Here is a 22,824-nt window from a genome sequence, read left to right on the forward strand (position 1 = left end):
GGCTGGTGAGGCTGTCAATCGGAGCGGAATATTCACCCCCTTTACTTATCCAATATTGACCCCCCGATTACGAATTAGCACTTGGCCCGCCCGACGCTGGCCGGGGTTTTTTAATATTTAATTTTTACTATACAACTTAGTATAACTTTTAGATAAAATTCAATTAACTTTGTTTCAAGATATCTAAATTGGCGAAACATACGAAAATAGTATCATGGCATTCTTTTATGATAAAATTTCGTGCGCAACGATGAAGCGTTATTTCTTCTCTAAAAACTGGAAGAAGCTGAAACTAATTACTGATCTGACTATCTGTACAAACTGCTGGAATTTACTAGGCTTTTACATAGCCCAAGGCTCAACATATGGCAAAAGTCAGCTTTTGCCATATGTTAGTAAGTCAGAGTAATTTCGTGTCACTTATGCGCTTCACCCCAGTCATAAATTGACCAATAATATTTCCCAAAAGAAGCCAATCTTTTCAATTGATTTGAATAGCACATTATCTCTTTGATAATTTTAAATTGGCACATTAATTCAAAAAAATGTCACTGTCCTAGAATAGCATTCACTTCATCTTTCAGTATGCGAGCATATTCTGTTAACGAGTTTGGAGCCAGTTTTGCACCCAGTATCGTGAAGCCTATGGATGCTCCAGCAGTCACGCCGTCCGTGAAAATCGGCACAGCGATTCCCACAATTCCTTTTATAAGTTCCTCATCATCGACTGCATATCCGCGCTCTCGCGTTTGCTCTATTAGCTCACGAATTCTGTCGGCAGTTAAACCCTTATAGCCTGAATAGCGTTCAAGATTAGCGCGAATGATGAAGTCCTGCTCATCCTGATCAAGGTAGGACAGCATGGCAATGGAGCCCGGACCAACGCCCAGAGGCACTGAACCACCGATCATGCCGGTCAAGGTGGGAACAACACATTCTCCATCTCGGCGGTCAAGACAAACAGAATCGTGATTAAACCGTGCCATAAGATGCACGGTATCTCCGGTACGACGGCGTAACCGGGTCAGCGCAATCTCGCATCGGCTTATCAGACCCGGTCCCCGTGCGGCCCGCGCCCCGTAAATCGACATGCGCGCGCCCAGCCGATAGCAGCGTTTTTTATCATCTCTTGCGAGAAGTTTGTGACCAACGAGCGTGTTGAGAATGCGATGGCATGTGGCGTTGTTAAGTCCTGATAACTCCGTGAGCTTTTTCAAAGTGAGCCCATCATTGCCACCGTCAGCAACGAGATCAAGCAATTGCACAGCACGATCTAAAAGTTGGGTGCCGCCAGTTGGAGCTGTTTTAGGATTCTTGATCATGAATTCTCACATTATGAAAAATACGATGCACATAACTTGTATAGTGAGAAATATCAGTGTTCAATGATGAAATAAAGGCTGCATGGGAAAATGATTAAAAAAGCAGCGGCCTCATATCGAGTGGATTCTGAATATTCAAAAAGGGAACGAAAATGATCAGAAAGATTGTTCTGTCGACGGTGGCCATGTGTGCGGTGCTGGCAGCTCAGAATGCCGTGGCCGATACGCTTGCTACGATTAAAGAGCGCGATAAGCTCGTCGTCGGCGTCAAAAATGATTATGCGCCTTATGGTTATCTGAATGAAAAAGGTGAGATTGTCGGCTTCGAAATCGAGTTGGCAAAATATGTTGCCAAAGAGCTTTTGGGTTCTGAAGACAAGATTGAACTTGTACCGGTTGTAGCTGCAAATCGCATTGAGTTTTTGTCGGCCGGTCGTGTTGACCTTGTGTTCGCGACGCTTGGAATTTCACCAGAGCGTGACCGCGTTATCGACTTCACTACACAATACGTCTCGGCTGGCGGCCCTTCGGTCATGATGGCAAAGGAAGCTAAGATCGACAGCTGGGATCAGTTCAAAGGTCAGCCAGTCTGCGGCATTCAGGGTTCCTACTTCAATAAGAAGATGACTGAAGAATTCGGCATGAAGCTGGTTGCTTTCAAAAATCCGCCTGAAGCCTATCGCGCACTCAAAGATAATCGCTGCATCGGCTTTGTTTTTGATGACATCACCCTGCGTATGAAACTGCGTGAAGCAGACTGGGCGGGCTACAAGATCGCTGTTCAGCCATATGAATTCGCACCGATGGGCGGCGGCATCCGCGAAGGTGATGTGGCTTTCAAGGAAGTCGTAGACAAAGCCATTCACAAAGCCGAAGCCGAGGGCAAGCTCATCGAGTGGGAGAAGGAATTTAACATGCCTGCTTCCGATTATATTGCAGAGCGCGCCAAAGCTGCCGCTGCTGCAAGCAACTAAGCTCAGCTCGGAGAGGCACTTTTGTTCGGTCTTGATTATTCATGGCTCGGTGATCCGACCTACCAGCATTGGTTAGTGATTGGTGTCCTCAATACTATTCAGCTCGCAGCGATTTCGTCATTCGTTGCGGTGCTGATTGGTATGTTGGGCGCGCTTGGTCTAACCCTGCGTATTTTCTGGCTTGATGCGCTTATCGAGCTTTTTGTCGAAGTGTTTCGCAACACACCGCCTTTGCTGCAAATGCTATTTGCGTATTTCACGCTGTCGACTTTAGGTTTGAAAGTTGTTGATCCGGCCACGGGCCTTTCGGTTCCGTTATTAAGTGCCTTCTCCTGCGCAGCTATTTCGCTAAGCCTGTTTGGTGGCGCGCTGGCTATTGAAGCATTCCGTTCGGGCATTGAAACGATGCCGCGCTCGATTATCGAGGCTTCTCGTTCTCTCGGTTATGGTCGGTGGTCTCGGTTCTGGCGTATTGAAGCGCCGATCGCAACGCGTATCTGCCTTCCAGCACTCACAAACATCCTGAGTAATCTTTTCAAGACGACCTCTCAGGCCTCGGTGATTGCTGTCCCTGAACTGATGTATTACGCCGGGCAGATCTACAACGATAACTTCCGTACGCTCGAAGTTATGGTGCTGGTACTTGCGATCTATGTGAGCCTCGTATCGGTTCTGACCTACGCTATGGCCAAACTTGAAGCATGGATGGCTTTCCCCGGTTACGGCAAGGCAGGTTCATGATGAACAGTGTCATGACATATGAGAATAAGAAGAGAGCTGTTCTTCTTTTCATCGCTCTTGCTGTTGCAACATGGGTCGCTGTCGATGCGCTCTCAGGCGGTGCTGATCAGTGGCGCCGGGTTGCCGCACGCTTACCCCTGCTTCTGACTGGTTCCGGTTCAGGCTGGCCGATTACTGGCGGCTTTGCCTTAAATATTCTGCTGTCGATTGCGGCTATGGCACTTGCTACAGCTCTAGGAACCGCTATGGGTCTCGCAACGATGGTGAAGAATGCCTCGGTGCGTGTTCCGGCGTTGCTTGTGATGAACTTTCTTCGCAATTCGCCTTGGCTCGTGCTGCTGTTTGCGATGCTTTACATCATTCCGTTTGAAGTGCGTATTTTCGGCCTTGTCATTCCTTTTCCGACTTTTGTTAAGGCAACAATTGGTCTTGCTTTGCCAACGGCTGCAAACTTTTCTGAAGTTATTCGCGGTGCTGTGCAGTCCATTCATTCTGGTCAGTGGGAAGCAGCACGGTCGCTTGGATACACTCCGATGCAAATCTACCGTTACGTTATTCTTCCACAGGCGTTCCGGCGGATGATCCCGGGCTGGATGAACCTCTATGCCTTGCTGATGATCGCAACCTCGCTTGCTACAGTAACCGGCATTCAGGACGTCATCACCATTCTGAACACGTCTATTGCTATGGAGAGCGAGCTCGCGCTCGTCTACTTCTACCTTACCGTGCTCTTCCTGTTCTTTGCCTACTGCTATCCGATTGCGCTGTTTGCCCGCCGTCTGGAACGCGCAGTTAAGGGAGAAAATCTATGAACCAGTCTGCCCCCCTTATCGAAATTCAAAACATCCGCAAAGCCTTCGGTAGTTTTGAAGTCCTCAAAGGCATCGATCTGTCGGTAAAAAAAGGCGAGGCCGTCTGCATTATCGGTCCTTCCGGTTCGGGCAAATCAACGATCCTGCGCTGTATCAACGGCCTAATCCCGATTGATAGTGGAACCATCCGCGTTGGACCCCATCAGGTCCATGAATTGAAAACGGAAAAGGCCATGCGTCCGCTTCGTCATGAAGTGGCAATGGTTTTCCAGCAGTATAATCTGTTTCCCCATAAGACAGCGTTGGAAAACATCATGATGGCACCAATTCAGGTGCTGGGGCATGATCGTGCCGAGGTCGAAAAGCGTGCGCGCAAACTGCTCGACAAAGTGCGCCTTTCCCACAAGGCAGACAGCTATCCCGGTCAGCTCTCAGGTGGCCAGCAACAGCGTGTCGCAATTGCGCGTGCGCTTGCCATGCAGCCGGAAGTTATTTTGTTCGACGAAGTGACCGCGGCACTTGATCCGGAAACAGTGAAGGATGTTCTGCTGACCATTCGCGAACTGGTGGAAGATGGGCTGACCTGCATTCTTGTCACGCATGAAATGAAATTCGCACGCGAAGTCTCGCATCGCGTCTGTTTCACCGATCATGGAATGATTGTTGAAAGTGGGCCACCTGCACAGATCTTCGATAACCCGCAGGACGCTCGCACGCGCGAATTCCTGGGGCAGGTTCTCTAACTCTCGCATCGCATCTGACATCGCTAAATTTCAGAAGGACGAGCCTTCGGGCTTGACGTTCAATGTCCCGTTACGACCATATTTATGCTGAGAACTTCAAGGAAGCACCCTATTGGTGGGAGGCTGCACAGCCGGAAACCAACCTTGATCCACTGCCTGCACGCGTTGATGTTGTCGTGGTCGGGTCTGGATATGCCGGGCTGAATGCGGCCACACATCTGGCCCGCGCCGGACGTTCGGTTGTCGTTCTCGATAGTGAGCAGCTGGGTGCTGGTTGTTCCACGCGTTCCGGCGGCATGGTTTCAAGCGCGCAGAAGCTTGTAGTCGGTGGTGCGATTAATGGCATTGACCCAGCGCTTGTTTCGCGACTGATCGGTGAAAGCAATGAAAGCTTTGATTATCTCAAGACATTGATTAAGAGCGAAAATCTTGATGCAGCGCTGACATTGAAAGGGCGCTTCTTCGGTGCCTATACTGCGCGTGATTATGAGACATTGAAACGGCATGGCGCGCTTCTCAATGAGAAGACCAGCGTTAAAGTGCACCAGATTTCCCGCGAAGAGCAGCGTTCGGTGATAGGTTCAGACTACTATCATGGCGGCATGGTGGTGGACGATTACGGTGGTTTGCATCCGGCTATGTTTCACAAAGCCTTGCGGGAGCGTGCGAAGGCTGCTGGAGTTATGCTGCGCTCACACGCACGCGCCGGACGCGTGAAAGAAGTCGCAAACAATGAAAAAATTGTTCCGACTGCTCGTGGCTCAATACGGGCGACCAATGTCATTCAGGCAACCAATGGCTATACCGGAAAAGATGCATCTCCTGAGCTTGCCCGACGCCTTGTGCCGGTGAAGAGCTACCAGATCGCAACTGAGCCGTTACCGGCTGATCTGCTGGCTGAACTTATTCCGAATGGACGCATGGTTTCCGATACTAGACGCGATCTTATTTACAGCCGCGTTTCGCCGGATGGTACACGGATGCTTTTTGGCTCTCGCCCCGGCGTTTTTGAAATGTCAGAGAAGCAGGCTGCAAAGCGCATTTATGCGCGCATGGTAGCACTCTGGCCGCAACTTTCAGGCGTTAAAATCACCCATTCATGGGTGGGAAGCGTTGCCATGACGGCCGACAAGATTGCGCATATTGGCGAGCGTGACGGTTCGCATTTTGCGGTTGGATGTAACGGCAATGGTGTCGCGCTGATGACCTATCTGGGTTATCAGGTCGCGCGGAAAATCCTTGGGCAGCAGAATATGCCATCTGCGTTTGACCGTGAGAAATTTATGGCCATTCCGCTCTATTCCGAAAAGCCCTGGTTCCTTCCGGTCTTCACGGGTTGGTATCGCCTGCGTGATTTTATCGACCGTCCGGGTCGGTAAAGCCAATCAGTCAAGCAACGCATAAATACCATTTAAGTGAGTTCTATAAATGAAGCCGCTTTCTATTCCGGTCGCACCATTTGTGGGTGACGAAACGCTGCCAAAAGCTGTCGATGTTGTCATTATCGGTGGTGGTATTGTTGGGGTTACTACGGCACTTGAACTGGCCGAGCGCGGTATCTCGGTTGCTGTGTGCGAAAAAGGCGTGATTGCTGGTGAGCAATCTGCCCGTAACTGGGGCTGGACACGCCAGATGGGGCGTGATGAGCGCGAACTGCCACTCTGTATGCATTCGGTCAATCTCTGGTCGCAGATGAATGCGCGTATTGGTCGTGAAACGGGCTGGCGGCGCACTGGTATCAGCTATCTCTCCTATACCCAGCGTGAACTGAAAGACTGGCTGAACTGGGCCGAGATCGGCAAGCGTCATGGCGTTGATGCCCGCATGCTCACTCCCGCCGAAATAGCTGAGAAAATTCCGGGCAATAATGGCAATCTACTGGGTGTTTTGCACACTGGCACAGATGGACGTGCCGAACCGTGGATCGCAGTACCAGCGATGGCGGAAGCTGCACGCGAAAAGGGTGCGCATATTTTCACCCATTGTGCGGTACGCGGCGTTGAGACAGCGGCAGGGCGTGTGAGTTCTGTTGTAACGGAGCGCGGTGAAATCCGTTGTCAGGCGGTGGTTCTGGCTGGCGGTATCTGGTCACGCCTGTTTGCTGGAAATATGGGTATTGATTTCCCGCAGCTTAAAGTAATCGGCCCGGTTGCGCGCGTCGATGGTGTCGAAGGGCTTACTGATATGCCGGTGGGAGCAGGAGATTTTGCTTATCGCAAGCGCCTTGATGGCAGCTTCACCATTGCTGTGCGCAATTTAAACCTTGCTCCCATTACGCCCGATCATCTGCGGCTTTTCAAGGAATTTGCGCCGACATATCTGACGACATGGCGCGAATTGAGCCTGCGTTTCAATTCGACATTTTTTCAGGAGCTTGCAACAAAACGCAAGTGGCGTTTGGACGAGCAGACGATCTTCGAACAATGCCGCGTTATGGATCCGCCGGCAAATTCGGGGTTCACGCGCAAGGCTTTACGCAACATGACGTTGCGTTTTCCGGGCTTTGCGAAAGCGCGTGTTCTCAATGAATGGTCTGGTGTCATTGATGCCACGCCGGATGCAATTCCGGTTATCAGCCCCGTTCATCACATTCCGGGCTTCCATATTGCATCGGGCTTTTCGGGACATGGGTTTGGTATTGGGCCGGGTGCAGGGCAGCTGATGGCTGATCTGATTACCGGCAGCCCGACAAGCGTCGACGCCAAGGTGTTTGACATCAGTCGGCTGCGTCCGCGTTACGCAAAGAAAAACGTAGCATAAACAGAGGACAGGCTGAAAGTTTAAGAACTTTATTATCATCGCTCAAGGAGGAACAGGAATGAGCATACGCAAGCAGTCGCAGACGTTTTCAGATACTCCGCGCGACTATCAGAACTATATTGATGGTGCATTTGTACCTGCTGGCAGCGAGTTGATCGAAGTTACCAATCCTGCCACTGGTGCATTGCTTGGCAGGATACCGGAAACAAGCGCAGAAGATGTCGATGCGGCGGTCAAGGCTGCACGCGCCGCGCAAGGTGCTTGGGAAAAGTTACCCGCCATTGAACGAGCTAACTACCTGCGTAAGATTTCTGCCAAGCTGCGCGAGCATCGGGTTGAGTTGGCTGATATTATCGTCAAGGAACAGGGTAAGGTCCGTGGCCTTGCACAAGTTGAGGTCGACTTTACCGCCGATTACATGGATTACATGGCAGAATGGGCGCGCCGGATTGAAGGCGAAGTGCTAACCAGCGACCGTCCGAACGAAACCATGCTACTGCTGCGCAAGCCGATTGGTGTGGTTGCGGGTATTCTTCCGTGGAACTTCCCGTTCTTCCTGATCGCGCGTAAAATGGCACCTGCACTGGTTACGGGCAATACGATTGTTATTAAGCCAAGCGAAGAGACCCCGCTTAACGCCTATGTTTTTGCCGAGCTTCTGGCCGAAACTGATCTGCCAAAGGGTGTTTTCAATCTGGTTGGTGGTCGTGGACGCGTCGCTGGTGAAGCGCTTGCATCCCATCCGGGCGTTGATCTCATCACCTTTACGGGCAGTGTAGCGACAGGCTCGCATATTATGCAGCTCGCTGGCAAAAACCTGACAAAGGTCAATCTTGAACTGGGTGGTAAGGCTCCGGCAATCGTGCTGAAGGATGCCGATCTCGATCTGGCCGCCAAGGCGATCTATGACTCGCGCGTTATCAATACGGGTCAGGTCTGTAACTGTGCCGAGCGTGTTTATGTTGAACGTCCGATTCACGATGCGTTTGTTGCAAAGCTTCAAACCTTGTTTGAAAATACCCGTTATGGCGATCCATCGGTTGAAGATGATCTGCACATGGGACCGCTTGTTAATCAGGCTGGCCTTGATAAGGTTGCCCAGGCTGTTGATACGGCGCGTGCGCAGGGCGCAACGGTTGTGCTTGGTGGCAAGGTTGCCGATCGCGCTTCCGGTTTCCATTACGAGCCGACGCTGATCACGGGTGCTAAAGCAGATATGGACATCATGCGCAAAGAGACCTTTGGTCCGGTGCTGCCGGTTCAGATCGTCGATAGTCTGGATGAGGCAATCGCATTATCGAATGACTCCGATTATGGTCTGACGTCTTCGATCTACACGCGTGATCTTTCAGCTGCCATGCAGGCTTCGCGTGAGCTGAAGTTCGGCGAAACCTATATCAATCGCGAGAATTTTGAGGCTATGCAGGGCTTCCATGCTGGTCGACGCAAGTCAGGCATTGGCGGCGCTGACGGAAAGCACGGACTTTACGAATTTACCGTAACGCATGTGGTTTACATTCAAAGCTGAGAACGCCTGAAATTCTGAAACAATACGGCCCGGGAGTTCAAGCGTTCCGGGCTTTTTTCCGAAAAGTGGCTGGTTTGATTCAAGGAAAAACCATGGAACAAAAACGGACAATCCTGATTTCCGGTGCTAATCGTGGCATCGGTGCTGCGACGGCACAAGCATTTTTGAATGCGGGCTGGAACGTGTCTCTCGGCATGAGAACCCCACACATGCCGGATTGGGCGGATGATGCAACCACACAGGTTCATGTCTATGACGCCAGCAAGTCTGAGACAGCAATGCTCTGGGCAGATGCCGCCGTCAAGCGGTTTGGTCGCATAGATGCTGTTGTTGCCAATGCAGGTATTATGGTTCGCAAGTCGGTCATTGATGCAACGGATGATGAATTTGCAACATTGATGGATGTCAACGTCAACGGCCCGCGCTTGTTGGTGAAAGCGTGCTGGGATGAACTGGTGAAGACCGGCAGCGGACGCGTTGTGATTGTCGCGTCTCTTTCGGCAAAGCGCGTTAAATCTGCAATTTCCGGTGCTTATTCAGTGTCGAAGTTTGCGGCGTTGGGGCTTTCACATGCCATCCGCCATGCTGGCTTTGACAAAGGTGTGCGCTCGACGGCTGTCTGCCCTGGTTTTGTCGCAACAGATATGGGCAGGCCGCTTGCGGCGGCATCCGATGAATTGACACGCCCTGAAGATGTTGCAAGCTCAATACTGCATATCGTCAGCCTGCCCAACAGCGCCAGTGTATCAGAATTCTGGGTGAATAGTCTTTTGGATGATTCTTACTAATCACTTTCTTAAATTGCATTACTGGCGCGGACAGCTCAACGGTTTATCGTGTGCTTGCATGATTACGATGACCAATAATGTCCGTAGCAGAACACAGCTGGCGACTGCACAATATGATCGTGCTGTACTTTTTCGTCCGGCATGGAAAGCTACACATAGGTTTGGTGTCAAAAAACAGAAACAACCAGAGATTTAAGAAATTCGGCTCTTTCTGGAAGAAAGCGCACTGAACGACCCGCACAATAGCCGCTCTCTATTTCGACTTCTTGCACGCCGTTAGTCAGCTATCCACCCCATGCAGGTCAATATGAACGCTAGTTTGACGCGACCACATATGGCAAAATTCACCTTTTGCCATATGTGAAAATAACACTCAGGTCGACGACATTCCATACGAATAACGGCCTTCGGACCAGCACCGATCATGTTAATAAGATTCATCAAGTAAGCAGTTCACCCAAAACTCTGAAACGCTCGCACTATTTGGCAGACTGACAATATGAACAATCGAGGCCGCAACATCTTCCGGGCGGGTTAGTTCATCGGCTGCGGCAGCAAGTGCATTTCCCATATCTGTTGAAACCAGCCCAGGGCATATCGCTGTTGAACGGATACCATGCGCAAAGCCCTCGTGGCGTATTGCATGGGATAAGCCCAGTGCTGCGAACTTTGAGACAGAATATGCACCCGAAGCGGCTGATTTCACACGCTTGCCTGACAAAGAAGAAATAACCACGACGCGTCCAGTTCCGGTCTTAACTAGTTCGCTCCAACAGGCTTTAACAAGTTTTCGTGGAGCGCTTACATTCACATTCATCAGCGACGAGAAATCTTCATCACTTGCCTCAATGACCGGCGTTCTGATCATAATTCCGGCGTTTGCAACCACCGCATCTATGCGCCCAAACCGATCAGCCGCATCACTTGCCCAGCGATCTGCACTTTGTGGATCGTTGGCGTCATAGGCATGGAGATGCTTAGTTTCATCTGGCGTCCAGATGGACCGTTCTGGACTTCTCATCCCCAGTGACACGTTCCATCCAGCTACTAGAAATGCCTTTGCTGTAGCCACACCAATCCCTCGATTGGCACCTGAAATCAAAACCGTTCGCTTGTGTTCCATGCAATACTTCCTTTAATTCAAGCATGTGGAGGAATAACTGCGCCCTCTTGGCGCGCGGCCCGGTTATCACTAAAGCGGAAATAGCGAAGCTGCATTTGCGGCGCAAAAGACATATAAAAGGGAGCCTTGTGCAATGGCTCCGGTTTTAACGACAGTTCATGATCTGGCGTTCCCATCGCCCACTCGGAAAGAATACCACCAAGCATTGAGCCGGTAGGTACTCCACGTCCTGAAAGTCCCGTGCATGCAACAACACCGGACGCGAGATTGTAAAGTCTCGGAATGGTTCTCTGCTGCATATCCAGTTCGCCGAACCAGAAGTAATCCCAGCGGACAGATTCCTTGATTTGCGGATGCAGGAATTTGAGGCGATCAGTCATAACTTGTCTAGTGTAGTCAGGGTCTAGACCGCGACGCCCCATCGGGAACATGGATGCTACAATGCGCCCCTCCCGGTTATATTTGTAAACGTAAATATCGCCACGACCATCATGCATTGTGGTGTTGTTCGGTAAAACGTGCTTACGCATTTCCGGATCAAGAGGCTGCGTCGCTGCCACAAAAACTTCCATAATCCGGAAACTACGATCGAGATTTTTCCAACCGCCAACTGTATAGGCACCGGTGGCGAAAATGACCTTATCGGCAAGAACGGAACCAGTTGGTGTACTAACGGCCCACTTCCCATTTTTAGGGCGAACATCTTCAACCGGCGAACTGGTAAAAATGCGTCCGCCTTCCTGCATAACAGCACGGGCGAGACCGCGCGCATATGACAGCGGGTTCATATGGCCGGCTTCTTCGTGATACCAGCCACCATAAAACCTTGGGCTACCGGTTATGGCTTCAACCTCATCTTTATCGATGACACGACACTTAGCCCCAACTTCAGAATACATCTGGTTTTTAGTATCAAGCGCCGCCATTGCTCCTGGTCTCAATGCACCCATAACGTAACCGTTCTGGACCCATTCGCAGTCAATCTTATAATCTGAAATCATCTGAGCAACGCGTACATTCGCACGTGTCTGCCTTTGTATGAGACGTTCAGTCCAAGGCTCGCCAAGCATCTTTCGAAGCTTAGGAATAGTGTAATAGCTGAATGTAGGCGTACAATGGCCGGCGTTGCGTCCTGACCCGCCAAAGCCAGCTTCCTGCGCCTCAAGAAGAGCAACCCTAACCCCGTTGCGTGCAAGTTCAAGCGCAGTGGTAAGGCCAGTAAACCCAGCACCTACGACACAAACATCGGCCTCCGTGCTTTCTTGTAAGCTCGACGTTATTGGTGCGCCCACTGCTGTAGCAGACCAGAGTGTGGCATGAAATGGTGAGAATTTGACCATAATTTTTCCCGTACGGCGGCAGCCGGAGTTCCCAAAAATCAGTTCAATCGAGTGCGATTATTCGCGATTATATTCCGAGACCCCTCGCCTCAGCTTTTTCCGTCGAGATCATTCGAGCGCCTAAGCGTCCATAATGGCTCACGAATTTTCCTTTGACGATCAAGTTGCAACGTCTCAATCGAAAAATAGTTGTGTTTGTCCATTATAATAGTTGCATTTGTCCACTAAATGTAATTAGCTTATCGAAAATGAGCAAAATAGCCATAAAAAATATAAATATAATCGGAGATTTGATTGGCAAAAAAAGCTATATCAAAAGTAGAAAATTCATCTCCTACTAACATTGATCACGTCGATATAGATGTATTAGAGAACACGCTAAGCTTTTACATCCGCATTATTGATTCATCTGTTTCACGAGACCTTGATGATCGACTTGAAAAACTCGAAGTCGCAAAAGGAAAAGGAAAAATTACAGCCCTTTTTCTAATAGATAGCCATCCAGGCATTCGACCATCTGTTGTTGCCGAGCTTGCCATGAAAGATCGCTCAGCAATGGGGCGCATCCTCGATCTCTTCGAAAAGCAAGGCCTGATTGAACGAAGAACTTCCGAGGAAGACAGTCGGGCACACGAGCTTTACACAACAGACAAAGGTGCGGCGCTCGCAAAAAAGGTGCGTGCTATCGTCACTCAACAGTCTGAAGACTTTTTCAAAATCATCCCTGAGAACGAACAGAAAATTCTAATGGACATTCTCAAGCGAGCCTATGTCCGACTCCGCGATGATCGGAAGTAAATAACTCTACCAAACGTTTTGCCCTACTCGGTATTGGGAGAGGCCCATCAAAACGTTCGGTTCAACAGGTATATAGAGAGAGTTTTGAAATGCCAGGTCCATTTGTTGTTCCATTTCATGGAGACACCGAACTGCCATCGGAAGTCGATGTCGTTGTGGTTGGGGGTGGCATTATTGGCGCATCTACAGCTCTTGAGCTAATAGATAGCGGACTACGTGTTGCGCTCTGCGAAAAAGGTGGCATTGGACATGAACAGTCCAGTCGCAACTGGGGATGGGTTCGTATCTCGCGCCGGGATCCACGCGAAATCCCACTGATGGCAGAAGCCATTCGGATTTGGAAAACACTCGATAGCCGAATCCAACGGGACACTGGCTATAAGCGCTCCGGCATCATTTTTACGTGCGCAACTGACGAAGATTATGCCCAACATGAGCGATGGAACCAGAACCTCCAGGGATATCAGCTTGAATCGCGCATGATCTCGCGACAGGAATTTGATGGGATGTTTCCTGGGTCGAAGCTCCCGATCAAAGGCGCGTTATATACAGCTGCGGATGGCCGTGCGGAACCTCAGAAAGCTGCCCCCGCCATTGCTGAGGCTGCACGCGACCGTGGTGCACATGTTATGACGGAATGTGCCGTCCGCGGTATTGAAACCGCCGCAGGCAAGGTTTGCGGCGTCGTTACCGAGCGTGGATACATCAAATGTCAGGCCGTTGTTCTTGCTGGAGGCGCTTGGTCTAATCTATTCCTGGGCAACAACGGGATCAGTTTACCCCAATTAAAAGTTATGAATTCAGTCTTACGGACCAAGCCTGTGGAAGGTGGTCCCGAACAGGCAATATGGTCACGCCATTTTGCGCTGCGTAAACGTCAGGACGGTGGATATACTATTGCTTCAGGGCACGAAAACGTCGTGCCTATCGTGCCGAACTCCTTCCGTTACGCAATGGATTTTCTGCCAGCACTAAAGAAAGAATGGCGTTCTCTCAATCTGCGACTAGGCTTCCGTTTTCTTGATGAAGCGCGTCTTCCAAAAAACTGGTCACTCGATCAGCCAAGCCCGTTTGAATATAACCGCGTCCTTGATCCTAAACCTAATCATCGCTTGTCAGACACTGCCCTCCACCATGTCAGGAAAGCATTCCCGGCATTCGAACAGGCCGAAATTGCACAACGCTGGGCCGGATACATGGATGTGACCCCTGATGCAGTCCCGGTCATCTCACCACTGGAACAGATTCCTGGCTTTTATATTGCCACAGGATTTTCAGGTCATGGTTTTGGCATAGGCCCGGCTGCTGGAAAGCTCATGGCTGATATGGTTCTTGGCCGACCTAACCTAGTTGACTCCAAAGATTTCCGTTTCAGCCGCTTCTCGGACGGCTCAAAGATCGAGCTCATAAGTGGCTTCTGATTGCCTACACCGGTCGCTGGGTAGGAGCGGCTAAATAAAAACCGCGCCGGAATATCAACAAATTCCAAGAACCGGCAAAACAAGGGGAAATGTGATGTCTAAATATAAGAGTAGTTTTACACAGCCAACCCGGCGCCAAGCCCTGATGATGCTGGGGGCAGCTGGCCTCGCGACAGTTGCTATCCCCAGCGTCTTCGGCAGCAAAGCGATTGCCCAGGAAGCGCCGAAAGGACAGGTTGTTGTTGGCTTTTCGCAAGAACCAACTGTCTTCAATCCGCATCTTCTTCATGTAGAGGTCGATGAAGGCGTTCATTTCGCTATTTTCGACGCACTGTTTGATGTGGATGCTGATGGGAAGTTCTATCCGCTGCTGGCAAAGGAGGTGCCGACTGTCGAGAATGGTGGCATTTCTTCTGATGGTCTCAACTGGAAAATCACACTTCGCGATGATGTCAAATGGCACGATGGCAAGCCGTTCACCGCTGAAGATGTAAAATTCACGCTTGAACTTCTGAATGACAAAGACTTTCGCATCTGGCGCCGAACCGGCCATGAACTGATCCGTGATCTGAAAGTCGTTTCGCCCACCGAAATTACATGGCGTATGGAACAACCGCTTGCATCCTATGGCGCAATCCTTGCTTCCACCTTCATTGTGCCAAAACACGCGTTTGACGGCGTTACGGATAAGAACACTGCACCTTTCAACAACGCGCCAATTGGGACTGGTGCATTCAAATGGAAAAATCGGGTAGCCGGCGACAATATCGAACTCGAAGCAAATCCAGAATACTTCGGCGACGGTCCCTATCTGGAACGTGTAATCATTAAATACATCCCTGACCTTACAGTGCTTTATACTCAGTTCAAAACAGGCGATATTGATGTAGCAGGTCTACAGTGGATTACGCCGGACCATTACGGCGAAGCAAAAGACTTGCCGGGCAAGAATGTGGAAATCGTCGGAACAGCAGTCATTGAATCACTGACGCTCAATATGGATCGTCCGTTCTTCAAAGACGCGGCTGTGCGTGAGGCTATGTACTACGCACTCGACAAGGCAGCCATTATTGATGCGCTCTATTACGGCCTGCCAACCGTAACTGAATCTTACATGCCGAAGGAATCCTTCTATTACAACAGCAATCTTCCGGCACATGAATATAACATCGATAAGGCAAAAGAGCTGTTAGATCAGGCAGGTTGGAAACCGGGTGCCGATGGCATCCGCGAAAAAGATGGGGTTCGTCTTGCATTCAGCAACTCGACCACTTCCGGCAACCACCTCCGTGAACAAGCTCAGCAGTTTATCCAACAATCATTCCGAGATATCGGCATCGACATGAGCATCAGCAATCTGCCTCCCGCTGTGATGTGGGGGGATTACTGGATGATGTCGAAGTTCGATTCTGTTCTCGTTGGGCTTACGCCACTCACCGGGCCCGATCCTGATTGTTCGGACTTCTTCCGCTCCACAGCTTCTCCGGCAAAAGGTGGGACAGGACAAAACACATGGGTCTATTCAAATTCCGAAGTCGATGAGTTGCTTGACAAAGGCGGACAACTTTTCGTGCCGGAAGAGCGTCGTGAGGTTTACCTCAAAATTCAGGAACTGATCCGCAAAGATCTACCCATGCTCCCTATGTTCCAGTATGCGACTGTACGAGGACGCAAGACTGGCATGGAAGGCTTCCAGGGTAATATCAATAATCGAATTGATACGTGGAATATCCGTAGTTGGCGCTGGGCCTGATACACGGCAGCAGCCTGTTGCATCCAGACACAAGTGGCTCTCACATTCACGTCCGGATAAGAATTAAACCAAGCGAACCGGCTCATCCCCCCCAGCTTATATGCTGTTGAGCCGGATCATTCGCCCGCTTCCGGCGGAGGTATATATGTTTTTCTACAGCTTACGACGCTTATGGCAGAGCCTGATACTGCTCGTCATAGTCTCCATCATCGGCTTTATGGTTCTTAATCTCGCGCCCGGCGGTCCGCTTTCGCAATACACACTGACACCCGGCATGACAAAAGAAGCGCTTGATCGAATTGCGGAGCAAATGGGTTTAAACCGACCCTTGCCAATCCAGTATCTCGATTGGCTATGGCGTCTTCTGCAAGGTGACTGGGGTAATTCTTATCGAGATGGTCGCCCCGTTCTTGAAATCATAACCGGACATCTTGGAGCTACACTTCTTCTTATGGGGGGCTCAACATTCTTGTCCGTTCTGATTGGAACATGGCTTGGTGTTCATACCGCAATGAAGCGGAGTTCGGTTTTCGATTACGTTGCCACAATTGCAGCCATGATTGCACTATCCATTCCAACGTTCTGGTTTGGTCTCGTCGCGATTTATATTTTTGCGTTGAAACTGCAATGGCTACCAGCCGGCAACATGTTCACGATCGGTGATGGCTCGATCCTTAACTACCTTAAGCATCTAATTTTGCCGAGTGTTGTTTTGGCACTGGTTAATGTGGCCATCTGGAGCCGCTACATGCGCAGCGCTACACTCGACGTCATTCATCAGGACTTCATACGCACCGCTAAGGCCAAAGGTCTACCTTCCCGTCGCATACTGATCAAACATGTGCTCGGCAACGCAATGGTTCCAATGATTACCCTGGCCGGCGTTCAGTTGCCAACAATTTTAAGTGGTGCACTGGTTACCGAAACCGTTTTCACCTGGCCCGGAATGGGACGCCTTTTTCTCGATAGCCTTGGATATAACGATTATCCGGTTGTAATGGGCCTGTTGATGTTTTCCGCAATTATCGTGCTGATCGGCAACTTCATCGCCGATTTGCTTGTCGCCTTCGTCGACCCGCGCGTCAGATTGGATTGAGGGAAACTAATGAACACTTCAGTACAAACCGCCCCCCAACTCGACGCACCTCGCTGGTGGAGAAGCCGCGTTGTCCGCAGGTTCATGAAAAACAGGCTGGCGCTCATAGGCCTCGCCATGATTTTGCTGCTCACCTTTGCCTGCATTTTTGGTCCATATCTGTTGCCTTTTGACGAGCTATACATCGACTTGAGGGCGCGCTTTGCCCCGCCTGGTACTGGCGCGCATATTTTTGGAACAGACCCGCTCGGACGAGATATAGCGGCGCGACTATTTCAAGCAGGTCGTATTTCTCTTCTCGTTGGCTTTTCCGCGATGGTGCTCTCGACATGTATTGGAGCAGTCGTTGGCGTGGTGTCAGGATATAATGGAGGACTTCTTGGAACGACATTAATGCGGATTGTCGATGCATTTCTGTCGTTCCCTTCCATATTTCTCTTGCTGGCGCTGGCAGCTTTCGTGAAACCCAGCCCGCTGATGATAACGCTGATCATCGCTGTCACCAGCTGGATGGAAGTAGCCCGCATTGTGGAAGCAGAAACACGCTCGCTACGCGACCGGGACTTTGTTCTTGCTGCAAAGATGCTTGGACTTCGCGGCCGCTGGATTATGTTCCGTGAAATACTGCCCAACATAATGGGCCCAATCATCGTCGCGGCAACACTGACCATTGCCCGTGCAATCTTATTGGAAGCTTATATCAGCTTCCTTGGCTATGGTATTCAACCTCCACTTCCAAGCTGGGGTAATATGCTCAATGGCGCACAGCAATATCTGACATCAGCACCCTGGCTAGCCATTGTTCCCGGTGTCGCAATTACCATAGCAGTTGCAGGCTTCAATTTCGTTGGCGACGGTCTGCGCGATGCACTTGATGCGCGTTCAGATCAGGGCTGATTTACCATCAACTCATATCAGAGGATTAAAAAATGAGTCTTACAATTTACGAAACCGCCGATGACGTTGACTTCAAGCCAAGTCGCCCGGCTGAAGGCCGTGAAACTGGCTCTGATGCACGCCTTATTTGGGAAGACGATGTTGAAAACGGCACAAAAGTTGCCGTATGGAAGGCTGAGCCAGGGCTATATGCATATCCCGCTCGCGATCTCGATGAAACATTTGTCGTCATCGAAGGTGAAGCTCTTTGCAGCCTGGATAACTCCGAAGCAGTCAAAATCACGACAGGCTCAATCGTTCGCATTGCAAAGGGTGTGGCCATCACACTCGATGTCCTAACGCCGCTGCGCAAAGTAGCCACTGTCGTTCCAAAACCATAAGCGATGAGTTTGACCACACGGCGGCATTTGCTGGCCGCCGTGTGATTTTCCTGCCCATCTCGATGGTCATTTAATCATATGGAGGAGTTGAATAAATGGTATCAAAGCGATCTGTTTCCGCTCAGTTTTCTACGCAACCTCTCGACTATCAAAACTATATCGATGGTGCGTTCATCAGCAAAGCGGAGAGTTATATTGATGTTTTGAATCCCGCTACCGGCGACTTACTTGGGCGAGTTCCTGATGCGAACGAGTCCGATGTCAACAGTGCCGTAAAGGCCGCGCGTAAGGCGCAGACCGCGTGGGAAAAACTACCTGCTATTCAGCGCGCCGGATACTTGCGTCAAATTTCAGCAAAACTCCGCGAACATCGAGTTGAGCTCGCGGATATCATCATCAAAGAGCAAGGGAAAACTGCTGGCCTTGCTCAGGTAGAAGTCGACTTCACTGCCGACTATATTGACTATATGGCTGAATGGGCACGTCGTTTGGAAGGCGAAGTGCTGACCAGCGACCGTCCGAATGAAACAATGCTACTGCTACGCAAACCTATAGGCGTAGTTGCGGGTATTCTTCCCTGGAATTTTCCTTTCTTCCTGATCGCAAGAAAATTGGCGCCGGCACTCATCACCGGCAATACCATCGTCATAAAGCCGAGCGAAGAGACCCCCATCAATGCTTTTGTTTTTGCGCAGTTGGTGGATGAGACCGATCTTCCTGCAGGCGTATTTAACTTGGTTGGTGGGCGTGGTGCATCTTGCGGCGAAGCGCTTGTCAATCACCCGGAAGTGGATTTGATTACGTTCACAGGCAGCGTAGCGACCGGTTCGCATATCATGCAAGCTGCGGGTAAAAACCTCACACGCATCAACCTGGAACTTGGGGGCAAAGCCCCGGCTATCGTGCTTGCTGATGCTGATCTCGATCTTGCGGCCAAGGCAATTTATGATTCACGCGTCATCAACACCGGGCAAGTTTGCAACTGTGCCGAACGTGTTTATGTCGAGCGTCCCGTGCATGATGTTTTGGTGGAGAAACTCAAAGTATTGTTTGAAGGAACTCGCTATGGCGATCCATCTCAGGAAACCGACCTTCATATGGGGCCGTTGATCAATCAGGCTGGTCTCAACAAGGTTGTAAAGGCGGTCGAGACCGCTGTAGCGGATGGGGCGAAAGTTGTGACGGGAGGAAAAGTCGCCAAACGTTCTTCAGGATTCCATTACGAGCCTACATTGATTATCAATGCTCGAAGCGACATGGAAATCATGCGGAAAGAGACTTTTGGTCCGGTCCTGCCGATCCAGATCGTCGATAGTCTGGAAGAAGCGATCGAACGCGCTAATGACTCCGAATACGGCTTAACATCATCAATATACACGTCAAATCTTAATGCCGCGATGAAAGCCAGTCGAGAATTAAAATTTGGCGAAACTTATATCAATCGCGAGAATTTTGAAGCAATGCAGGGCTTCCACGCAGGCCGCCGCAAATCTGGCATTGGCGGTGCAGACGGCAAACATGGACTGTATGAATTCACTGAAACCCATGTGATTTACATTCAAGGCTAAACCTAAACGCATCAGAGACCGTAATGATAGCGGTCTCTGATATGGATGCCACGCATCCCAACGAGAACAATTGCTCAAATTAATTGGCAACATCGTTCAAATATCGGGAACAATTATAATGCAGAATACGGCTACACCCTTAGAAGACAAGAAGCTGGGTAGCGCTATCTTATCGGTGCGCAACTTGAGCATTGGACTACCCACAGGTATGGACCGGCAATTTGCGGTTCAGGATATTTCGTTCGATCTAAAGGCAGGCGAAATCCTCTGTATCATCGGTGAATCGGGCTCGGGAAAATCGGTCACCGCCAATACAATCATGGGCCTACTACCCTCCACCATGCGGATTGCGGAAGGCTCGATAGATTTCAAAGGCAACGATCTTCTGAAAATGCCGGAGCGTGACCGCAGGCTTTTACGCGGTAAGTCCGTATCGATCATCTTTCAGGATCCACTTTCCTCGCTGAATCCACTGATGACCATTCGCGATCAGATTGCCGAAGTTCTCGTTGCACACAATTTCGGCGACACAAATTCGCGTAATGCCAAAATTATTGAGCTTTTGACTGAGGTCGGCTTGCCAGAACCGGAAGTCATTCAATATCAATATCCGTTTCGCCTCTCTGGGGGACAACGTCAGCGTGTCATGATTGCGATGGCACTGGCACTCGATCCAGATGTACTCATTGCCGACGAGCCCACAACTGCACTGGATGTCACAACACAGGCGCAAATCCTTGAACTCATACGCAAGATTCAAAAGCGTAAGGGAATGAGTGTGATGTTCATTACACATGATTTCGGTGTAGTGTCCGAGATTGCCGATAGTGTGATTGTGATGGAAAAGGGAAATCTCGTTGAGCAAGGCTCGGCTGTGGACGTGTTGGAAAAACCAAAACATCCGTATACTCAGAGACTTATAGCAGCAGTCCCGCACATGCGGGAACATGACAAGGCTGCGGACGAAAGTGCGGACATTGTTCTTGACGTATCAAAGCTACAAAAAATTTATCATATTGGATCTGGAATGTTTGGGCGTAAGCGTATCGTGCCTGCACTCAAGGAGGTCAGCTTCACATTGAAGCGTGGTCAGACACTGGGTGTTGTGGGAGAGAGTGGCTCTGGCAAAAGCTCACTAGGACGTGTGCTTATGAAATTAACCGATCTGGATTCAGGCACCATAATTTTTGATAAAATGGACATAGCTCCACTTTCAGAAAAAGAATTTCGCCCACTGCGCCCGCGTATACAGATGGTTTTTCAGGATCCATTTGCCTCTTTGAACCCGCGTCACACGATTGGAATGGCACTCACTGTGGGCCCGATAGCACATCGCCAAAATGCTCAGGATGTTCGCAATCGTGCCTTTCAAACACTAGAACTCGTGGGACTCGACCGAGGCGCTATGGAGCGATTTCCACATGAGTTTTCTGGTGGACAGAGGCAACGTATAGGCATTGCCCGCGCCCTTATGCTCGACCCTGAAATTCTAATCGCGGATGAGGCAGTCTCAGCACTTGATGTATCTATTCAGGCCCAGATCTTAGAGCTATTGCAGAAGGTACAAAGAGAACGCAATTTGGCCATCATTTTCATCACCCACGATTTACGTGTTGCGAGTCAGATCTGTGATAACTTGCTGGTAATGCATAGGGGCTCAGTTGTGGAATCCGGCCCACCGAGCAGGATTTTCGGCAACCCATCCAATGATTATACACGCAGTCTCGTCGCAGCGATCCCCGGCCTGCAATAAACGCTAACGCCGAAATCACACATGATACTAGTTCTAAATATCTCCGATGGGGAGTGAGAGAACAAAGTTGATCCAAAAAGCGTCATATATGGTAAAAATCACATTTTGCCATATGTAAAATTAATACTCGGTGCGACAATATTCTATACGAGTAACCACCTTCCGATCAGCAGCGACCAATTTAATAAGATTCATCAAGTAAGCAGTTCGCCCAAAAAATCCGAAACGCTCGCACTATTTGGCAGACTGCCAATATAAACAACCGAGGCTGCAACGTCTTCCGGGTGGGTTAGCTCATCGGCTTTAGCAGCAAGCTCATTACCCATGTCTGTTGAAACAAGCCCAGGGCATATTGCAGTTGAACGAATACCATGTCCAAAGCCCTCGTGGCGTATTGCATGGGATAAGACCAGCACTGCGAACTTTGAGGCAGAATATGCACTCGAAGCGGCAGATTCATTTTCATCGACGACAATAGTAGTGATTGTCGCCGAGAGCTGCCCCCACTTCTATAACCCTAGAATTAGAGGGCCTTTTCCATTTCTGGCAACACCGTAAAGAGATCACCGACGAGGCCGTAGTCAGCGACCTGGAAGATCGGTGCTTCTTCGTCCTTGTTGATCGCCACGATCACGCGGCTGTCTTTCATACCCGCCAGATGCTGGATCGCACCGGAAATACCAACTGCGATGTAAAGTTCAGGCGCAACCACCTTGCCCGTCTGGCCAACCTGCCAGTCGTTTGGCGCATAGCCTGCATCAACCGCTGCACGGCTGGCACCAACTGCGGCACCAAGCTTGTCAGCGACCGGAAGGATCACTTCCTCGAACTTTTCCGACGAGCCAAGCGCACGACCACCCGAGATGATGATCTTAGCCGAGGTCAGTTCCGGACGATCGGAATCCGACAGTGCATTTTCAACAAAGCTCGACAGAGCAGGATCAGCAGCAGCGTTCACGCTTTCAACTGAAGCCGACCCGCCTTCAGCCGTTGCCGAGAAAGAAGCCGTACGAACCGTGATAACCTT

At 50.2% G+C, this 22,824-nt stretch carries 21 protein-coding genes; 16 read left to right on the forward strand and 5 right to left on the reverse strand.

The features are described 5' to 3' along the window. Positions 1-548: 548 nt before the first annotated feature. Positions 549-1,322, reverse strand: coding sequence for an IclR family transcriptional regulator (locus tag J2782_RS10760; RefSeq protein ID WP_310012221.1), 774 nt, complete (start codon positions 1,320-1,322; stop codon positions 549-551). A gap of 152 nt (positions 1,323-1,474) precedes the next feature. On the opposite strand from J2782_RS10760, the gene J2782_RS10765 reads away from it, so the two are divergent. From J2782_RS10765 to J2782_RS10800, 8 genes are all read left to right on the forward strand, one after another. Further along, the gene (locus tag J2782_RS10765) at positions 1,475-2,296 is read left to right on the forward strand and encodes a transporter substrate-binding domain-containing protein (RefSeq protein ID WP_310012223.1); all 822 of its coding nucleotides are present in this window, start codon (positions 1,475-1,477) and stop codon (positions 2,294-2,296) included. Positions 2,297-2,317: 21 nt separating this feature from the next. Beyond that, on the forward strand, positions 2,318-3,037 hold the full coding sequence (locus tag J2782_RS10770; protein ID WP_310012225.1) for an amino acid ABC transporter permease: 720 nt from the start codon (positions 2,318-2,320) through the stop codon (positions 3,035-3,037). Continuing rightward, on the forward strand, positions 3,034-3,849 hold the full coding sequence (locus J2782_RS10775) for an amino acid ABC transporter permease (RefSeq protein ID WP_310012230.1): 816 nt from the start codon (positions 3,034-3,036) through the stop codon (positions 3,847-3,849). Before J2782_RS10770 ends, J2782_RS10775 begins: the two co-directional genes overlap by 4 nt. Then, a complete protein-coding gene (locus J2782_RS10780) occupies positions 3,846-4,592 on the forward strand; it encodes an amino acid ABC transporter ATP-binding protein (RefSeq protein WP_310012232.1) in 747 nt (248 codons plus the stop codon). Before J2782_RS10775 ends, J2782_RS10780 begins: the two co-directional genes overlap by 4 nt. Positions 4,593-4,654: 62 nt before the next feature. Continuing rightward, a complete protein-coding gene (locus J2782_RS10785) occupies positions 4,655-5,971 on the forward strand; it encodes an NAD(P)/FAD-dependent oxidoreductase (protein ID WP_310012233.1) in 1,317 nt (438 codons plus the stop codon). 49 nt (positions 5,972-6,020) lie between these two features. Then, positions 6,021-7,352, forward strand: a complete 1,332-nt coding sequence (locus tag J2782_RS10790; RefSeq protein WP_310012234.1) for an NAD(P)/FAD-dependent oxidoreductase — start codon at positions 6,021-6,023, stop codon at positions 7,350-7,352. 58 nt (positions 7,353-7,410) lie between these two features. Further along, entirely contained in the window at positions 7,411-8,880 is a 1,470-nt protein-coding gene (gene aldA / locus J2782_RS10795; RefSeq protein ID WP_310012236.1) for an aldehyde dehydrogenase, read from the forward strand. A gap of 92 nt (positions 8,881-8,972) precedes the next feature. Further along, positions 8,973-9,668, forward strand: coding sequence for an SDR family NAD(P)-dependent oxidoreductase (locus J2782_RS10800; protein WP_310012238.1), 696 nt, complete (start codon positions 8,973-8,975; stop codon positions 9,666-9,668). A gap of 427 nt (positions 9,669-10,095) precedes the next feature. Here J2782_RS10800 and J2782_RS10805 read toward each other — a convergent pair whose 3' ends face one another. Beyond that, positions 10,096-10,791 carry an SDR family NAD(P)-dependent oxidoreductase gene (locus J2782_RS10805; RefSeq protein WP_310012240.1) on the reverse strand — a complete coding sequence of 232 codons (696 nt, stop codon included), beginning with the start codon at positions 10,789-10,791 and terminating at the stop codon, positions 10,096-10,098. Positions 10,792-10,808: 17 nt separating this feature from the next. Then, complete coding sequence (locus J2782_RS10810) at positions 10,809-12,131, reverse strand: NAD(P)/FAD-dependent oxidoreductase (RefSeq protein ID WP_310012241.1); 1,323 nt, start codon at positions 12,129-12,131, stop codon at positions 10,809-10,811. A 309-nt stretch (positions 12,132-12,440) separates the two neighbouring features. On the opposite strand from J2782_RS10810, the gene J2782_RS10815 reads away from it, so the two are divergent. The 8 genes from J2782_RS10815 to J2782_RS10850 all read left to right on the forward strand — a co-directional run bounded on the left by J2782_RS10815 (position 12,441) and on the right by J2782_RS10850 (position 21,797). Beyond that, entirely contained in the window at positions 12,441-12,929 is a 489-nt protein-coding gene (locus tag J2782_RS10815) for a MarR family winged helix-turn-helix transcriptional regulator (protein ID WP_404989624.1), read from the forward strand. 89 nt (positions 12,930-13,018) lie between these two features. Further along, positions 13,019-14,350 carry an NAD(P)/FAD-dependent oxidoreductase gene (locus J2782_RS10820; RefSeq protein WP_310012244.1) on the forward strand — a complete coding sequence of 444 codons (1,332 nt, stop codon included), beginning with the start codon at positions 13,019-13,021 and terminating at the stop codon, positions 14,348-14,350. Between the two features lie 94 nt (positions 14,351-14,444). Beyond that, positions 14,445-16,103, forward strand: a complete 1,659-nt coding sequence (locus J2782_RS10825; protein ID WP_310012246.1) for a peptide ABC transporter substrate-binding protein — start codon at positions 14,445-14,447, stop codon at positions 16,101-16,103. Between the two features lie 145 nt (positions 16,104-16,248). Continuing rightward, a complete protein-coding gene (locus J2782_RS10830; RefSeq protein WP_310012248.1) occupies positions 16,249-17,199 on the forward strand; it encodes an ABC transporter permease in 951 nt (316 codons plus the stop codon). A 9-nt stretch (positions 17,200-17,208) separates the two neighbouring features. Then, entirely contained in the window at positions 17,209-18,096 is an 888-nt protein-coding gene (locus J2782_RS10835) for an ABC transporter permease (RefSeq protein ID WP_105520132.1), read from the forward strand. 32 nt (positions 18,097-18,128) lie between these two features. After that, positions 18,129-18,476: a cupin domain-containing protein gene (locus J2782_RS10840; protein WP_310012251.1), complete on the forward strand. Its 348-nt coding sequence runs from the start codon at positions 18,129-18,131 to the stop codon at positions 18,474-18,476. 95 nt (positions 18,477-18,571) lie between these two features. Next, positions 18,572-20,044, forward strand: coding sequence for an aldehyde dehydrogenase (gene aldA, locus J2782_RS10845; RefSeq protein ID WP_105519772.1), 1,473 nt, complete (start codon positions 18,572-18,574; stop codon positions 20,042-20,044). Positions 20,045-20,162: 118 nt separating this feature from the next. Further along, positions 20,163-21,797, forward strand: a complete 1,635-nt coding sequence (locus J2782_RS10850; protein WP_310012256.1) for an ABC transporter ATP-binding protein — start codon at positions 20,163-20,165, stop codon at positions 21,795-21,797. Positions 21,798-21,991: 194 nt separating this feature from the next. Here the strand turns inward: J2782_RS10850 and J2782_RS22845 are convergent, their stop codons facing one another. Next, positions 21,992-22,282 (reverse strand): SDR family NAD(P)-dependent oxidoreductase, encoded by a 291-nt coding sequence (locus tag J2782_RS22845; RefSeq protein WP_404989625.1) that lies wholly within the window; start codon positions 22,280-22,282, stop codon positions 21,992-21,994. Between the two features lie 38 nt (positions 22,283-22,320). Beyond that, the coding region (locus J2782_RS10865) for an electron transfer flavoprotein subunit alpha/FixB family protein (RefSeq protein WP_310012263.1) at positions 22,321-22,824 on the reverse strand (504 nt) is incomplete at its 5' end.

Origin of the sequence: Brucella pseudogrignonensis, from assembly GCF_031454375.1 — a bacterium.
Lineage (GTDB): Bacteria > Pseudomonadota > Alphaproteobacteria > Rhizobiales > Rhizobiaceae > Brucella > Brucella pseudogrignonensis_A.

Coding starts and splice junctions, on each gene's coding strand:
- J2782_RS10830 (WP_310012248.1), top strand. CDS start 16,249: ATGTTTTTCTACAGCTTACGACGCTTATGGCAGAGCCTGATACTGCTC.
- J2782_RS10785 (WP_310012233.1), top strand. CDS start 4,655: ATGTCCCGTTACGACCATATTTATGCTGAGAACTTCAAGGAAGCACCC.
- J2782_RS10840 (WP_310012251.1), top strand. CDS start 18,129: ATGAGTCTTACAATTTACGAAACCGCCGATGACGTTGACTTCAAGCCA.
- J2782_RS10780 (WP_310012232.1), top strand. CDS start 3,846: ATGAACCAGTCTGCCCCCCTTATCGAAATTCAAAACATCCGCAAAGCC.
- aldA (WP_105519772.1), top strand. CDS start 18,572: ATGGTATCAAAGCGATCTGTTTCCGCTCAGTTTTCTACGCAACCTCTC.
- J2782_RS10835 (WP_105520132.1), top strand. CDS start 17,209: ATGAACACTTCAGTACAAACCGCCCCCCAACTCGACGCACCTCGCTGG.
- J2782_RS10800 (WP_310012238.1), top strand. CDS start 8,973: ATGGAACAAAAACGGACAATCCTGATTTCCGGTGCTAATCGTGGCATC.
- J2782_RS10810 (WP_310012241.1), bottom strand. CDS start 12,131: ATGGTCAAATTCTCACCATTTCATGCCACACTCTGGTCTGCTACAGCA.
- aldA (WP_310012236.1), top strand. CDS start 7,411: ATGAGCATACGCAAGCAGTCGCAGACGTTTTCAGATACTCCGCGCGAC.
- J2782_RS10775 (WP_310012230.1), top strand. CDS start 3,034: ATGATGAACAGTGTCATGACATATGAGAATAAGAAGAGAGCTGTTCTT.
- J2782_RS10805 (WP_310012240.1), bottom strand. CDS start 10,791: ATGGAACACAAGCGAACGGTTTTGATTTCAGGTGCCAATCGAGGGATT.
- J2782_RS10850 (WP_310012256.1), top strand. CDS start 20,163: ATGCAGAATACGGCTACACCCTTAGAAGACAAGAAGCTGGGTAGCGCT.
- J2782_RS10760 (WP_310012221.1), bottom strand. CDS start 1,322: ATGATCAAGAATCCTAAAACAGCTCCAACTGGCGGCACCCAACTTTTA.
- J2782_RS10790 (WP_310012234.1), top strand. CDS start 6,021: ATGAAGCCGCTTTCTATTCCGGTCGCACCATTTGTGGGTGACGAAACG.
- J2782_RS10825 (WP_310012246.1), top strand. CDS start 14,445: ATGTCTAAATATAAGAGTAGTTTTACACAGCCAACCCGGCGCCAAGCC.
- J2782_RS10765 (WP_310012223.1), top strand. CDS start 1,475: ATGATCAGAAAGATTGTTCTGTCGACGGTGGCCATGTGTGCGGTGCTG.
- J2782_RS10820 (WP_310012244.1), top strand. CDS start 13,019: ATGCCAGGTCCATTTGTTGTTCCATTTCATGGAGACACCGAACTGCCA.